The organism is Prevotella pallens (assembly GCF_900454935.1).
Lineage (GTDB): Bacteria > Bacteroidota > Bacteroidia > Bacteroidales > Bacteroidaceae > Prevotella > Prevotella pallens.
In genome coordinates, this window is the sequence record NZ_UGTP01000004.1 from 90,120 (window position 1) to 107,732 (window position 17,613).

A 17,613-nucleotide genomic window follows, 5' to 3' on the forward strand; every position below is an offset into this window, starting at 1 on the left:
TAATTTCCTTTTCTTGTCGTAATAACAGCTTACAGAATGTTGAAAACATATTGAGATTTTTCTTCTCTTTCGTTTGTGTAGTTGAAATAATATATTTATTTTTGCAAAACATTGTGGACCTTCAAAACGAAAGAAACAATAGAGAAAGCACGCACTGTTGTACACCTTATTATATATAGAGGTTCGGCAGAGTAACGTAAAAAAGCAATATATAAACGAATACAGTTATTTTAAGGCAAACAAGCACCATATTATTTCTATAAATGGACCTTTTGTGTGCAGTAGGCTGTAACTATGTATAAATACATAGCACTATGCACCCCTATAACCGTAGACAAGTACGAAACAACCGAGAAACTTTCGTCATCATCGTGATGGCATATTACTCACTAAATTTATTGCTTATGAAAAAGAAGTCTTACATTATGTTTGCTGGCATCATAGCCTTTTTGCTATGCTGGTCATCAGCAATGATGGCACAGAACAACAGCCAGCGTGAGAGTACACTAAGAAACGCCTTGTCGGCAAGACAAGGTGGTATGGCGATGGGTTCAACCCTCAAAATGCCTGTCGCTCAGCGTCCAAGTACAGACAATATACTATTGCAGACAGTGGCTGCACCTCTGCAAAAGCCGCTTGCTGCGCCACTCTTGAAGACTAATGGAGGCATTGTGCTGTGGGGAAACGTCATTCATCAAGAAGGATGGAAGGTGGGTGAGGCTGCCTACGGCATGTATTCGGTAGGCACAACAGTCCCTATTGAAGTGAAACCATTAGGACTTATGCACTATATGGAGGTGAATTCAGGAAGCGGAATCGTCGGCGACGTGTTCCATGCCATGTATTTAGACCTCTTGGCATACTCGGAAGGTCAAATAAAAGTACACCATTACACTTATGATATAGATACGTGGGAACAGTTATCTGACGATAATTTAGGTAGAGATGGACTTTCTTTGTGCGCCATGGAAACTGCACAAGACCGTAACACAGGTAAGATTTACGGCGTATTCTGGGACGAGAGTGGTACGAACCTGCAGTGGGGAACCATTGATTATACTAAGATGAAGCGTAACTTCATTGGTTGGGCTGAACGCCAGTATGTAGCACTCGGTATAAGTAAAGAAGGTACACTCTATGGAATATCACTTGATGGGAATCTTTATTCCATTAGTACAACAGATGGAAAGGAAACATTAGTAGGTTCAACAGGTGTTACTGTGAGAGATTCAGATGGTAGTTATTACCAACAAAGTGGGGAGATAGATCAGAAAACAAATATATTCTATTGGGCAAGTATAGATAAAGACGGCAAGTCGGTGCTATATAACGTAGACCTTACAACTGGAAAGGCGAACAAAATAGGTGATATGCCATCTGAAACGCAGATATTAGCATTGACAATACCCACAACAACAGCAGCACCAGAGGCACCTGCACGTATAAACAACCTTAAGTTTGTATTTGAAAAGGGTAATACCACAGGACGCATTCAGTTCACTGCTCCAAGCAAAAAGATAAACGGTGAACCGCTAACAGGCAATCTTACATATTATGTTGTGGCTAATAACGACACTGTAAAGAAAGCTGTTGCTACGGCAGGAGCTAAGGTTGATGACGAAATAACCGTATCTGGTGGCGACACAAAGTTCCTCGTTACCATAGCCAACGCTGCAGGCTCATCGCCTAAAGTAAGATATACTGCATGGGTAGGCTACGACATTCCTGCCGATATAGAGCGTGTGAAGTTCAACTACGACGGCACAAAGGCTGTTGTTACATGGCATTCTGTAACGCAAGGAAAGCACGGCGGATATGTTGGAGAAGTGATATACGACGTGAAAAGAATGCCAGATGGAGCCCAAGTGCAAACCAATGTAGCAGGAAACAGTCTGACGGTACCTTTCACAACCACCGAATTAAAGAAGTATAGTTTCGCTATTACACCGAAAGCGGGCAACCGTCAAGGTAATGAAGTGGCTTCTAACGGAATCGTTATAGGTAAGGCCATCGTGCCACCGTTTAAGGAAAGCTTCTACGATGAGGAATCTTTCAACAACTTTACAGCCATAGATGCAAACGACGACGGCCAAACTTGGGAGTGGGGATTGGCTGATGACTGGAAAGGAAGGGCTCAATCGGGATATAATCCTAAGGGAGTAGCTGACGATTGGCTACTATCTCCACCGTTTGAACTAAAGGCAGACCGACTCTATACTGTTTCTTTTGAAGCCTATAACACGCTTGCTGAACAGTTTAAAGAGGTGTTCCAACTTGCTTGTGGCGAAGGTTATAACCCTGAAAACTATGCGAAAGTGGGGCAGCCAGTACTTGTTCCGAAGGCACAAACAAAGTTTTCTTACGAACTGAAAGTACCTAAAGATGGTTCATACCATCTTGCCATTCACGATAAGAGTGGCTTTAACCAATGGCGTTTCTATGTTCGCAACTTCCAATTGGTGCCTGGTGCGCTCTTCACAGCACCTGATGCAGCGACCGATTTCCACGTTATTGTAGACCAAACAGGAAGAGAGAAAGCAACATTAAACTTCAAAATGCCAGTGAAAGCAGTCAATGGAGACGCCCTTACTGCCCAGTTAGATTCGGCAGTTATATACCGCGACGATGCGAAACTCGGTGTTTTGAAGAACCTTATGAGCGGTCAAGTCATGACATATAAGGACGACAATGTTGCAAAAGGCGCACATATATATAAGGTGGTAGCTTATAATACAGCAGGAGCAGGTCGCGAAGCAGTGGCAAAAGCCTTTGTAGGTTTCGATATACCAGCTACTCCTACAGGATTGAAGGCATTGGATAAGAACACTGTTGCAGCCCTTTCATGGGATAAAACTTCTACTGTTGGAGCTAATGGTGGCGTTGTTGTACCTGAAGAGATTACCTATTACGTTATGTCTATGAAAAATTCAAAAGAGCCTACCGACACTTTGGCTTCGTTTAAGAATAAGAATAGCTACGACGTAACGCCTGTAGACCTTAACACTGGCGAGCAACAACACTTTGTTTATTGGGGCGTTTCAGCGCAAAATCAGTTGGGAAGCAGTGGCATAGCTACCACTCGACTCATTGCCGGAAAAGCTTATAACGTTCCATTCAAGGAGAGTTTTGCCAACGCATCGCTTTCTTCGTTGGTTTGGTTGGCCGATACGAAAGGCACATCGTGGAAGATTAGACGTGGCGTAGCATACGATAAGGACGGTGGCGCACTCTGTTTCGAACCTGCACACACAGGCGATGAAAGTACGTTAGGCACAGGAAAGATTTCGCTTATCGGCACTACCAATCCTAAATTGATATTCAGCTACGGACGAAAGAACTTCCCTGACACCAAACTTATAGTATTTGTGCAACGTCCAGACGGCACCCGCACCGAACTAAAAACGATAGATTACTCTCTAATAAATAACAATCAGGCATGGTTTAACGAGGTTATTCCATTGAGCGCGTTCGAAAATGAGCGCTTTGTATTTATTGGATTCAAAGCTGTTGGCGGCACTAACCACGAGCCAATCTTCGTCGATAACATTCGTATCATGGAGGTTCAGCGCAACAATTTGGCTGTTACCGTATCTGGAACAGGCAAGATTATCAAGGGACGTACTGCCAAACTCCAGGTGAAAGTAGAGAATATTGGCGAATGTGAAGCCAAAAACTTCACCGTTCGTCTTAAATCTGGTGGCAAAGAGATAAATTCTTATGAATGGAATGATAAACTCGCACCATTCAGTAGCTGCACTTTAGACTTCCAAGTGCCATCATCTGCTATCATTGCAGACGCAAAAGAGATGAAGGTTATCACAGAAGTGGAATACGATAAAGACTTAGATAACACCGATAATAAGGCAGAAACGACCATCAGACTTGAAGATTCTGAAAAGCCAACGATACAGAATCTGAGAGGAACAAGGGAACAATCGAATGTATCACTGGAATGGGAAGCACCCAATACAGCTCCGCAAACAGTAACAGAAGACTTCGAACGCTATGATGCATGGTCTACAGAGTTTGGCGATTGGACTCTTATTGATGCCAATGGCGGCTATTCTGGTGGTTTCTTCGACGATCTTTGGTACCCCAATCAGTTCACACAGTTCGCCTATATCATATTCAATCCTTTTGTATTAGGCGAAAATGTGGCAACCCTTAATCCTTGGCTGAAACCATTCTCGGGTCAGCAGTATGCTTCAGTTCCATACGAGCTTGATGAAACAGGGCAATCTTATGTAAATAGTGATAACTGGATTATTAGTCCAAAACTATCAGGACAGGCGCAAACAATATCGTTCTATGTGCATAATATGACGGTGAATAATGTTGCTTATATTGAAAATTATGATGTACTTTATTCGTCAGCAGGTAATGACATTACAGATTTTACCAATATTGTTCTTAAAAATCGTCAGGCTGTATCGGGCGAATGGGAGAAGGTAACCATCAATGTGCCTGCTGGAACAACCTATTTTGCAATTCATCAGACAACCCCACAAACTGGTCTTATGTTTGGAATTGACGACGTTACTTATACAAAAGAAACGCCTACACCAATATATTATGGCATCTACAAGGCTGGCACACTCATCAATAAGGTGCCTGTTACCGTCCGCCATTGCGTAGATGTCAATGCTGGAGCGAATACCCAGTATGCCGTTACAGCCATTTATGCCGACGGAACAGAGTCAGCTCCAGTAGAAGTAAATGTACCAACAGGTATCGAAAACGTCATAACCGACGGCAAACCAGTAGATGTTTACACCGTCGATGGCAAACTTGTACGTCGCCATACAACTACACTTCGTGGTTTACGCAAAGGAGTTTATGTTGTTGGCAACAAGAAAATACTTATCGAATAAATGCTCTTTGTCGGTGTTCGCTCCCATATCGGGAATAGCGAGCACCGACATTTTTATATATAGAGAGTGGAATAGCTGTTAGAAATTCAATTAATATTCTCATTGATATTCATTTTAAATATAAAACCTATATGAACGTTAAACAAAAAATGCTGGTAGCCTTTGTGCTACTCACACTTCTGCCCGTGGCGGTAGGGGCTAAACCTCGCACAACAGCTGATATGAAGAAAACTGCAGCACGTGCAATTAACCTACAAACAACTTTAAGTGCTTACAAAACAGGTAAGCGTACAAGCAGCGGAACTAGAAGCACTGAACAGTTGCGCGAACTAAAACATACAAAGGCGTATTCAATATATGGCTATAAACAAGGTGGGTTTGCCATAATATCGGCAGACGACCTCGCACCAGAACTGTTGGGAGTATCGGAAACTGATTATACGCAAAGCGATAATCCTGGATTCAACTGGTGGTTGAAAGCTATTGATGAAGTGATAACTAAGGCAGTAAAAAGCAATACCCCTCTTAATGTTATTAAACCAGACCCTACTAAATATAAGTCTGAAGTTCCAACGATGCTAACAACCGTTTGGGGGCAACAAATGCCATACAATAAATTGTTGCCCAATACGCCAAAAGGACGATTGCTTACAGGTTGTGTAGCAACGGCAACAGCACAGGTTCTTAATTACTTTAAATACCCTTTACGCGGCATAGGCTCACACACTGTATACTATCCAGCCAACGATTATGATGGAGATGCCATAGAAGCTAACTTCGGAAATACAGTTTACGATTGGGCTAATATGAAAGATGACTACAGTGGAAGCTATACAAACGAAGAAGCTAATGCTGTGGCTACACTAATGTTGCATTGTGGCGTAGCATCTGAAATGGGATACGGAGGTCCGAACGAAGGTAGTGGAGCCTTTATGAACGATTGCGCTGAAGGTCTTCGTACTTATTTTGGCTTTTCAGATGTTGAGCATTTAGTTCGTGCAAACTATTCTTCTAAAGAATGGATGGACATTATTTTCAGTGAACTATCAAGCGGACACCCACTTATTTATGGTGGTGTTAGTCCGGGCTCTATGGGACAAGACGCTGGACACGCCTTTGTGTTAGATGGCTATAATAGCGATGGTTTAGTAAGTGTAAACTGGGGTTGGAATGGCGATGTAAACGGTTATTACAAGATAGACCTGCTTAACCCTGGCAATATGTACTCGTTTACATCTGACCAAGATGTTATACGAGGCGTTTACGGTACACCTAAAGAATTAAAGAACCGTACCATTCAGTTGCCTAAAGCTGGCGTTTTATCTGATAGCATTCCTGCTAATATGCGCACAGAGATAGGCGAACTTACTTTGATTGGCGAGATTAATGGAGCCGACTTCCGTGTTATTCGCGAGATGGCAGGTCGCGATTTTGATGGAAAATTCACACAAGGCGGACTGTATATGCTCGACCTTAAAGGTGCAAAAATTGTGAGTGGTGGCGGAGCATACCTCAAAGATGGTAATCTAACAACCTCTAACGATAATCTTCCAGAGCGTGTTTTCTACAATTGCAATAGTTTGCGCAAACTTGTTTTGCCCGATGGCTTAAAAACCATTGCCGATGGTACATTTGCTTTCTGTCGTGCTTTGGGAACAATAGAGAATATTCCTGCTAATGGAGGCGACAACTTTGTTTACAGCGATGGTATTTTCTTAAATAAAAAAGGCGACGAAATAATTAGTGCGATACCTGGAATGGTAACCGATCTTGTAGTTCCTGAGGGCATAACTGGTATTCACGATTATGCTTTAGCTGGCTGTACAGGATTAAAACGTATTGTTTTGCCCACCTCTATCGCAAGTTTAGGTAAAGAGAGCGTGGCAGGTTGTCATAGCTTAAGCCAGATAAAAATATTTGCAAAACAACCTCCAAAGGCGGGTAAAGATATGTTCTTAAGTAGTCCAATCAGCAATATCGTTTTACGAGTTCCTATTGATACAAAGAAGTTATACCGTGGTTGGGGTGGTCTTCTTGTTAGAAATATAAAAGAATTTGGTAGCATTGTAACAGTGCGCAATACCATTCGCGAATATGGCGAACCAAACCCGAAGTTTGGATATAGCATTCGTGGAGAGTACTTAGAGGGAAAACCAGAAATTACGTGTGTGGCTGATGCTAAGTCGCCAGTAGGAAAATATGAAATCCATATAGACTATGGCACTATTGCCGACAAGAGTGTTCAGCTTGTTGGTGGAACACTAACAGTAGACAAAGCTATGCTTACTGTTACTACTAACGATGTTACACGTCAAGAAGGAAAGCCTAATCCAGAGTTCATATTGTACTATAGAGGATTTGTAAATGGCGAAAACGAGCACGTTCTTACCAAAGTTCCTGTTGTTACAACTACTGCAACCGAAAGTAGTCCGGCGGGCGAATACGAGATAATTATAAGTGGTGGTGAGGCTCAAAACTACAGATTTACTTACAAAAAAGGTAAGCTAACTATAGCTACAGCAGCTGGAATAGAGAACGCAAATGCCGATTCTACTGCTACACCACAGCCAGTTTACTCTGTTTCGGGTGCAAAAGTGGGCACCACAGCAACTCTTTCTACACTTCCTTCAGGCGTATATGTAATAAATAAAAAGAAAATACTAGTTAAATAAAAATCGCTATTGAACGAAGCAAAATTACGAAACAAAATGCAAAAGAGAGTTTTGCTAAATATATGTTTAGGCATCTTTCACACTCAGTAGCTTAGGGTTGAGAGTATTCTCTTTTCGGTTGTTCGTAAATAGTAGTTAGAGTTTTTAGGGCTTTCAGATTATTCTGAAAGTCCTATTTTTTTGCTATCTATAATGTGTTGTGCCACAATGGTATATGTACGCACAAAGTTTTAGACGTCTAAGACGATCGTCTCAGATATCTGTAACGAGTCTCTCAGATATCTGTCGTAAACGTTTCAGATATCTGTTTCTATTCCTTCAGACGGCAACTCCATAAAATGTATAATGGTGCAATGGTCTGGTAAGTCAATTCAGGCAAATGTCTTCTATTACACTATTTTAATTCTTTATTCACCTTTTTTGCACCAAAAAGTAAGCAAGAATATATAAAATGTTATACCTTTGTATGTTGTTTCAAAACACACTAAGGAAATTTATACAGATTGAGGTATGGATAAACAAGTATTTCAAACAGATTCGCGACAACGCTGGAATCGTTTTAAATGGACATTACGTGTACTTTTAACCATTGCTATACTACTGGGAGCAGTGTTTTTGGCAATGTTCGCATTAGAAGAAAGCCCCCAAATGCCTTTTCGCCACGACTATCGTAGCGTGGTTTCGGCTGGAAAACCATTTCTAAAAGACAATAAAACGTCGAAAGAATACAAGTCGTTTCGCGACTTCTTTCACGAACAGCGAATGCATAGCAACGATGCTCATATTGCAGCAAAACAGCACCGATTTGTTGGAAAGGCAAACAGCTTAACGCAAAAATACATTGCCGAGTGGACCGATTCGCGAATGGGAATACGTTCTGCATGGTATGTAAATTGGGACAAACGAGCCTATTTGTCGCTAAAAAACAATATTAAAAACCTCAATATGGTGTTGCCAGAGTGGTTTTTTATAAACCCTAATACCGACCAACTGGAAAGTAGGATAGACAAAAAAGCACTGAAGCTAATGCGTAGTGCGGGCATTCCTATATTGCCAATGCTTACCAACAACTATGGCGCAAAGTTCCGTTCTGAGCCTATTGCTCGTATTATGAACAACCAGGAAAAGCGAATGGCACTTATAAAGCAACTTGCCGACCAGTGCGAACAGTATGGATTTACGGGTATAAACCTCGACCTTGAAGACCTAAACATTACCGACAATGTACCGTTGATAACGCTTGTGAAAGATTTTGCTACCGTTTTTCACGCTCGTGGACTCTATGTAACACAAGCCATTGCAGCTTTTAACGACGATTACGATATGCAAGAGCTTGCAAAATACGACGATTATTTGTTTCTAATGGCATACGATGAGCACAACTCTACCAGCCAACCAGGCGCCATTAGTTCGCAACGCTGGGTAGAAAAAGCAACCGACTGGGCTGCTAAAAATGTTCCTAACGATAAAATAGTGTTAGGTTTGGCAGCTTACGGATACGACTGGACCGAAGGAAAACCAGTAGGCTCAACCGTTTCTTTCGACCAAATTATAGCTACGGCGCAGAACGCTGAGGCTAAAATAGCCTTTAACGACGATACTTATAACCTTAATTTCAGCTATGAAGACAATACCAACGGCACGTTGCACCACGTGTTTTTTCCCGATGCGGCTACCACATTTAACATCATGCGCTTTGGCTCCGAATATCATTTAGCAGGCTTTGGCTTATGGCGTTTGGGCACAGAAGATAAACGCATTTGGCGCTTTTATGGTAAAGATATGGCTTGGGAAAATGCCGCAAAACTATCTATAGCCAAACTTATGCAGCTGAATGGTACCGACGACGTAAACTTTGTGGGGTCGGGCGAGGTGCTTAATGTAACATCAGAACCACATCATGGTAAAATAGCACTAACTATGGACAAAGACAATTGTCTTATAACTGAAGAATATTACCGTGAGCTTCCCACAACATACACCGTGCAACGGTTGGGTAAATGTAAGCCGAAACAATTGGTAATAACCTTCGACGATGGTCCAGACGAACGCTGGACACCATCTGTGTTAAGCACTTTAAAAAAGTATAAAGTGCCTGCCGCATTTTTCATGGTAGGACTACAGATGGAAAAAAACTTGCCTTTAGTGAAACAAGTGTTCGATGCCGGGCACACCATAGGCAACCATACGTTTACCCACCACGATATGTCAGAAAACTCCGACCGCCGTTCGTATGCCGAACTAAAGCTAACGCGTATGCTTATAGAGAGCGTTACAGGGCAAAGCACCATTCTTTTTCGCGCACCATACAACGCCGATGCCGATCCAACAGGACACGAAGAAATATGGCCAATGATAATTGCAAGTCGCAGAAATTATCTTTTCGTGGGCGAATCAATAGACCCTAACGATTGGCAACAAGGGGTAACAGCCGACCAAATATATAAACGTGTTATAGACGGAGTGCACAACGAGGACGGACACATTATTCTTTTACACGATGCAGGAGGCGCAACACGCGAACCAACCATAACGGCTTTGCCACGAATAATAGAAACTTTGCAACGCGAAGGCTATCAGTTTATATCGTTAGAACAATATTTGGGTATGAGTAGGCAAACACTTATGCCCCCCATTGAGAAAGGAAAAGTGTATTACGCAATGCAGGCTAATCTTAGTTTAGCCGAATTTATATACCACATTAGCGATTTTCTCACAGCATTGTTTTTGGTGTTCCTTGTGTTAGGATTTGTGCGTTTACTTTTTATGTACATACTTATGATTAGAGAGAAACGTGCCGAAAACCATAGAAACTATGCCCCTATAAATGCTAAAACTGCCCCCGAAGTATCAATAATAGTGCCAGCTTACAACGAAGAAGTAAACATTGTGCGCACCATTAACAACCTTAAACAACAAGACTATCCAAACTTTCACATCTATTTGGTAGACGATGGAAGTAAGGATAACACCCTGAAAAGAGTGCACGAAAAGTTCGATAACGATACTGCGGTTACCATCATAGGAAAAGAAAACGGTGGAAAGGCATCTGCCTTAAATCTGGGTATAGCAACATGCTCCACCGAATATGTGGTGTGTATAGATGCCGACACACAACTACTCTCCGATGCGGTGAGCAAACTAATGCGCCATTTTATTGCCGATAAGACAGGGCGCATAGGAGCAGTGGCAGGCAATGTAAAGGTAGGAAACTCCCGAAATATTCTCACTTATTGGCAAGCCATAGAATATACCACAAGTCAGAACTTCGATAGAATGGCATATTCAAACATAAATGCCATCACAGTTGTACCTGGTGCCATAGGTGCTTTCCGTAAAAAAGTGTTAGAAGAAGTAGGCGGTTTCACCACCGATACATTAGCAGAAGACTGCGATTTAACAATGTGCATAAACGAGCGTGGTTATATAATAGAGAACGAAAACTACGCTGTGGCTATGACCGAAGTGCCCGAAACACTCCGCCAGTTTGTAAAGCAACGCATACGTTGGTGTTTTGGCGTAATGCAAACATTCTGGAAACACCGTTCTTCGTTATTTGCAACATCTAAAAAAGGCTTTGGTATGTGGGCTATGCCAAATATGCTTATATTTCAATACATTATACCAACATTCTCGCCACTTGCCGATATACTTATGATAATAGGTTTGTTTACAGGCAATGCCGCTCAAGTATTTGCCTATTATCTTGTGTTTTTGCTTGTAGATGCAAGTGTTTCTATAATGGCTTACATATTTGAACACGAACGTTTGTGGGTGCTTCTTTGGATAATTCCACAACGTTTCTTCTATCGTTGGATTATGTATTACGTGCTTTTTAAGAGCTATTTAAAGGCTATTAAAGGCGAATTGCAAACTTGGGGCGTGCTAAAGCGTACAGGACATGTTAAGAATAAATAAACCTTAACAGCCCAAATAGTCAGCCTCTAATAACATCATTTCTATTAAACGCAGTTCGTAAGTGTTCTAAACTTTATAGAGCACTTACGAATTGCGTAGCGTGTTTGTGTTCTTCTTGCATTATTTAAAACTCCCTTTTCTGTTCAGTTATAAAAATGCTATAGCATAGCAAATTAGCGACGTTCGGCTATTCTAAACAAAGTTCCTGTGGGGCAAACATACGTGCAATAAGGACGAGCAACAAAAAACGAAAGCACAAAGAACACACCGCCAAGCACTAAAACGAACACCGATGCCGTTTGAAAGATAAAGGCAGAAAATATCTCATAGTCCATCCACTTAAACCAAATGCCAGCAAGAGAAAGCACCAACAGCACTGCAAATAAAAACTTTCGGGCGGCATTAAGGCGTTTCGCAACCTTACTGCTTATGTGCCACTTCTTGTTCTTAGTTTTCACAGCTAAGTCTTGCAGCGATCCGCACGGACATATATTTGTGCAATAATAGTTTTTCTTACCAAAAAGCGGATAAATAAAGGCAGTAGTTAGCATAACAATAGGCACGAGCGAAGCCCAAAAGTTAATACCACTCGACACGAAATTAACAAACATAGACCACGAAAGAAACGTGCCACAGCCAAAGCCCAGCACCACAACGTTTAACAATAGTTGTACGGTGCGATAGTGTTTGTTGCGATAAAACAACGGAACAATAGCAGCTAAGAGCACCACTATTAATGCCGAAATGGTTTTTGCATCAAGATTCATTTGCTCCAATATGCTGGGTTCTATTGCTTTTTGTGAAGCGTATGCCAGTCCGCGCTTCATATTTCCTATTACGCCACGCGAAGAGAAGGTAGCTCCACTTATAGCATCAACCTTCAGCTGTTGAGCTTCGTTTATGGTTTTACCATTCCATTTGCTAAGCAATGGTTTCACTTCGGCAAAAAATTCTGGAGTCTCAGCATTCTTTAATGCCTTTACCTTCACAATTCTACTTTCCTTCACGTATATTTCTAAAGGTACGTTGCCTCCATACCCTGTAATATCTTTGCCTAAAACAGTGGTGTTTATCACTTTTGTTCCATCGTCGAGCGTACGCATTGTGTCTACTCTTGCAGTTTTTAGAGAGTCGGCTTTTGTTGCTTTCAGACGATGTCCCCATATTTTTCCATCTCTCTGGACGGCTGCAATCATTAGTATTAGCATACAAACTGCCAGCATACAAACTTGTTGTAGCTTCTTCATAATCAATGTTTTTAAATCTTATAGTATAATTATTTCTATTACATTTTGCGCCTGTTATAGCGAAGAACGTTACTACAAAGGTAGAGAAAATATTTGTTTTATAGCGTTATTTCATCTTTTTTAATCTCTCTGCAAAGCATAGTTTGTAATAAAAAGAGTGTATTTTAGTATAAATCAATATTTTTTTGTACATTTGCAAGCCATCGGCGATACTAGTAAGTGATATGGTTTTGCTGCTAAAAATCGCATAAAAATATATATAAATAAGGTGAAACAGCCTATTAAAACACATTGAAAACAATTGTCTGAACAATGAAATATATCATCATTCCTGAACAGAAAACAATACACCAGTTGCCTTTTTATTTTGCCGTAGAAGAATATGTAGCGCGTAAATATACTAACGACGATTACTTTATGGCTTGGCGTGTAGAACCAACAGTTATGTTGGGGCGCAACCAACTAATAGAGAACGAAGTGAATATAGACTATTGCAAACGCAACAATATACACATTTTTAGGCGCAAAAGCGGAGGAGGTTGTATTTATGCCGATAAGGGTTGTATGCAGTTTTCGTACATTTCGTTTGCTGAAAACGTTAATAGTGCCTTTATTGAGTATATGAAAAGCATAGCAGAAATGATAAAAAGCTTAGGTATAAATACCGAACTTTCTGGACGAAACGACATACTTGTTGATGGAAAAAAAGTAGCGGGCAGTGCATTCTATCGCCTTAAGGGGCGTAGCGTGTTGCACAATTCGCTCTTATTCAGCACACAATTAGAACATCTTTCGCAAGCACTAACACCCGGTAAAGAGAAGTTGCAAAGCAAAGGAGTTGCCTCTGTGCGACAGCGTGTTACAAATGTTGGAACTTACACCACGCTGAATATAGAAGCATTTATGGCTTACGTACGACAGTATATGTGTGGTAACGAAGTGTTGGAACTTACGCCCGACGATATGCAACAAATTGCTGAGATAGAGAAGGAATTGGCTTCCGACAACTTTATATACGGTAAGAATCCAAAATACACAGAGGTTCGTAAGAAACGTTTTGCCGATGTAGGTACTATTCAGGCACATATTGAACTGAAGAACAACAAGATTGTGAATATAAACTTGATGGGCGATTATTTCTTATCTGGCGATTTAGACAATGAATTGCTGAACCTTTTGCATGGTGTAGACTTCTCTCGTGAAGCTGTAGCTAATGCTATTGAAGGTGTGGAAATGGGCAACGTGATACGCAATTTTACCACCGAACAATTCTTACGCTTGCTTTTTGGTCGTCCGCCACACGTGATGAAACCCGACTGGTTGAAGATAAATTTAACATCGAAGAAATCGTCTGGCGAAACAGCGGGCATATTAGCACGCCACCAAATGAACACTATTTGTACCAGCGGACTGTGCCCGAACCGTACAGAATGTTGGGCTGCACGTACTGCAACACTTATGATAGGAGGAGACATTTGTACGCGTAAGTGTAGATTTTGCAACACATTAAGTGGCCGTCCGAATGCTTTAAATCCAAACGAGCCGCGCCATGTGGCTGAATCGATAAAGGCTTTAAACCTGCGTTATGCTGTTATTACATCAGTAGACCGAGACGATTTGCCCGATTATGGTGCCGAACATTGGGTGAAAACAGTGGAGGCTATACAACAACTAAATCCGGAAACAAAGATAGAATTGCTTATTCCTGATTTTATGGGGAAGAAGGAATTGATAGAAAAGGTGCTGAAAACACAACCGCATGTGTGTGGACATAATATGGAAACGGTGCGCCGACTGACGCCATCGGTGCGTAGTGTGGCTAAATACGACCGTAGTTTGGAGGTACTGGCAGAGATAACACGTTGTGGTGTGCAAGCTAAAACAGGCTTCATGTTGGGATTGGGCGAAACGCACGAAGAGATATTACAGACGATGGACGATATTTTGGCTACGGGCTGTAAGCGTTTAACATTAGGACAATATTTGCAGCCCACAGCTAAACACTTACCAGTGAAAGCATATATAAGTCCGCAACAGTTTGCCGAATACAAGAAAATAGGTTTAGAGAAAGGTTTTAAACACGTGGTAAGCGGTCCGTTGGTACGTAGCTCGTACCATGCAGCCGATGCTATTTAGTTTAAAAAACTCATTATGCTTTAAAAAGGTTTTGTTTTATCTAAATGCCTCATTAGAGCCTTGCAAATTTGGCTTCAGCCGAAAAAGGGTAGGAAGGTTGTAAATAGTTTCTACTGCCTGTTTACCAAATAGATAGAACGTATTAAATGTTTAAGAAAGTAGGCATAAAATAGTAGTTCACGTTTCAGATATCTCTTACGTTCGTTTCAGATATCTGAGACGTTTGTTTTAGACGTCTGTGGCATTCGTTTTAGATATCTATCCGTTACGAATTAGATATCACAGAAAACGCTCTCTTTTTTCACCAAGTTCATTTTTAGGTTTATAGTTGCGCAATATAGATAGTATTTATAGCAAATGCAAAGCGAGCTAACATAGTGTAAGAGTAGCCTTACAGAATGTTAGCTCGCTTTAATAGTTATGTTTTTATACGGCTTTTTGTAGTTTTGTTTTTATTTTTCGCCCTTATCTTGCAAGAAACGTTCAGCCTCTATAGCAGCCTTTGCGCCACTTCCGGCAGCAACCACACCCTGTCTGTATATAGGGTCGGCAACATCGCCAGCAGCGAAAACGCCCTCTTTGCTTGTAGCGGTAGACACCCCTTGTGTAACAATGAAGCCCTGTGCATCTAACTCTAATTGACCTTTAAATAGGTCTGTGTTAGGCTTGTGGCCTATAGCAAGGAAGAAACCATCTATCTGTATATCGTATTTCTCTTCGTTTTCTTCGCCCTTAAAGCGTACTAAATGTGCTCCTTCTACGCCATTTTCGCCGAATAGTCCAAGAGTGTTTGTGTTGTAAAGAATTTCTATATTCTCTTTTTCTTCTACACGTTTACGCATTATTTCGGCTGCACGCAGATAGGGTTTGCGCACTATCATATATACTTTTTTAGCCAAGCTTGACAGATACATAGCTTCTTCGCAAGCAGTATCGCCGCCACCCACAACAGCTACAGTGCGCTTGCGATAGAAGAAACCATCGCAGGTAGCACAGGCACTAACACCTTGTCCGCGATATTTTTCCTCGTCAGCTAACCCAAGATACTTTGCACTTGCACCAGTTGCAATAATAAGCGTGTTAGCTTCTATAATGTTGCCACGTTCGTCTTCAATAATAAACGGACGTTTAGTAAGGTCGGCTCTTGTTATGGAACCATCGCGAATGTCGGCGCCAACATTAGTAGCTTGCGCCTTCATCTCCAACATTAGTTGGTTAGCATCAATGCCATCTTTAAATCCGGGAAAATTCTCAATGATGGTTGTTGTTGTTAATTGTCCGCCAGGTTGTAAGCCAGAGTATAGCACAGGCTTTAAGTTAGAGCGACTTGCGTAGATAGCAGCTGTATATCCAGCAGGGCCACTACCTATGATTAATGTTTTTACTTTTTCCATAGTGTTTGTTTCTACAATGTTATTTTATTTATAGTTATATTGATTTAGCGAAATCATTCAATCAAGTTAGTCGTATCGAAGTAGGGTAGAGCTTATTACTTTTTAGGCGGAAATAGTCCAAATAAGCGCGCATCTATCATATCTTCAATACGTTTAAAGTCTTGCGGATTTTCTGCAAAGTCGGTGGTATCGCCATCAACAATCATTAGTTCTCCGTTGTATGTTTTAATCCAATCTTCGTATCTTTCATTTAATCCTCTTAAATAATCAATGCGCATAGTTTGCTCGTAATCTCTTCCTCTGCGTTGAATGTGTTCAATAAGGTGCGGAACACTACTCCTTATATATATTAGTAGATCAGGGAGCTTTACCAAACTGAGCATTAAATCGAACAGCTGTATATAGTTATCGAAGTCTCTATCGCTCATCAACCCCATATCGTGTAAGTTAGGTGCGAAAATGCGAGCATCTTCAAAAATAGTACGGTCTTGAATAATGGTGTCGTTCGACCGTGATATTTCTACCACATCTCTGAATCGTTTATTAAGAAAATATATCTGAAGATTAAACGACCAACGTTTCATATCCTCGTAATAGTCGGCTAGATAGGGGTTGTTGTCTACTGGTTCGAACTGTGCAGTCCAACCATATCGTTTGGCAAGCATTGTTGTAAGAGTTGTTTTGCCAGCTCCAATGTTTCCTGCTATTGCTATGTGCATATTCTTTTTATTGTGATATAATAGTAAGTGTATTAAATGATTAGAACAATCCAAATAGCTCTCGATCTATCTTATCGGTAATGAAGCCAAAGTCTTTTGGATTGTTCTGATAGTCGAGTTCGTCTACATTAATGGTGAGAACACGCCCTTTATACTGATTTTGTATGAAGTCTTCGTATCGTTTGTTTATATTCTCCAAATAATCTAGCGGCATACGTTGTTCGTAGTTACGTCCTCGTTTCTCTATATTTGCAACCAAATGACTGACCGAAGCTTGTAGATAAAGCATTAAGTCGGGATATCTAACAGCATCGGTCATATCTTCGAACAGCTCCATATACGTTTCGTAATCGCGTTCATCAAGATTGCCCATTGCGTAGTTGTTAGCCGTAAACACATAAACACCTTCGTAGATGGTGCGGTCTTGAATAACATTATTTTCCGATTGGCTGATTTCTAGCAAATCTTTAAAGCGTTCTTTCAGAAAGAAGACTTCCATAGCAAACGACCAACGCTTAATATCTTTGTAGTAATCGTCCAAATATGGGTTATATTCCACCGATTCGTAGCGTGGTTCCCAGCCGTAACGCTTTGCCAGCATAGTGGTCAAAGTGGTTTTTCCGCTACCAATATTTCCAGCAATTGCAATGTGCATA

Annotated in this window: 8 protein-coding genes; 4 read left to right on the forward strand and 4 right to left on the reverse strand. The window is 41.1% G+C overall.

From position 1 onward, the window contains the following. Positions 1–404: 404 nt before the first annotated feature. The 3 genes from DX009_RS11805 (at position 405) to DX009_RS11815 (ending at position 11,461) form a co-directional block, all read left to right on the forward strand. Positions 405–4,871, forward strand: coding sequence for a choice-of-anchor J domain-containing protein (locus tag DX009_RS11805; RefSeq protein WP_245944647.1), 4,467 nt, complete (start codon positions 405–407; stop codon positions 4,869–4,871). Positions 4,872–5,002: 131 nt separating this feature from the next. Next, the gene (locus tag DX009_RS11810) at positions 5,003–7,543 is read left to right on the forward strand and encodes a C10 family peptidase (RefSeq protein ID WP_115084223.1); all 2,541 of its coding nucleotides are present in this window, start codon (positions 5,003–5,005) and stop codon (positions 7,541–7,543) included. 510 nt (positions 7,544–8,053) lie between these two features. Beyond that, a complete protein-coding gene (locus DX009_RS11815) occupies positions 8,054–11,461 on the forward strand; it encodes a glycosyltransferase (protein ID WP_115084224.1) in 3,408 nt (1,135 codons plus the stop codon). A 173-nt stretch (positions 11,462–11,634) separates the two neighbouring features. Here the strand turns inward: DX009_RS11815 and DX009_RS11820 are convergent, their stop codons facing one another. Continuing rightward, on the reverse strand, positions 11,635–12,708 hold the full coding sequence (locus tag DX009_RS11820) for an FMN-binding protein (protein ID WP_115084225.1): 1,074 nt from the start codon (positions 12,706–12,708) through the stop codon (positions 11,635–11,637). A 312-nt stretch (positions 12,709–13,020) separates the two neighbouring features. Here DX009_RS11820 and lipA point away from each other — a divergent pair, with 312 nt between their 5' ends. Beyond that, entirely contained in the window at positions 13,021–14,844 is a 1,824-nt protein-coding gene (lipA, locus tag DX009_RS11825; RefSeq protein WP_115084226.1) for a lipoyl synthase, read from the forward strand. Between the two features lie 452 nt (positions 14,845–15,296). Here lipA and trxB read toward each other — a convergent pair whose 3' ends face one another. From trxB to DX009_RS11840, 3 genes are all read right to left on the reverse strand, one after another. Further along, positions 15,297–16,238 (reverse strand): thioredoxin-disulfide reductase, encoded by a 942-nt coding sequence (gene trxB, locus DX009_RS11830; protein WP_006046015.1) that lies wholly within the window; start codon positions 16,236–16,238, stop codon positions 15,297–15,299. Between the two features lie 95 nt (positions 16,239–16,333). Then, complete coding sequence (locus DX009_RS11835; protein WP_115084227.1) at positions 16,334–16,957, reverse strand: deoxynucleoside kinase; 624 nt, start codon at positions 16,955–16,957, stop codon at positions 16,334–16,336. Positions 16,958–16,997: 40 nt separating this feature from the next. Then, the gene (locus DX009_RS11840) at positions 16,998–17,612 is read right to left on the reverse strand and encodes a deoxynucleoside kinase (protein WP_006046017.1); all 615 of its coding nucleotides are present in this window, start codon (positions 17,610–17,612) and stop codon (positions 16,998–17,000) included. Position 17,613 lies beyond the last annotated feature (1 nt).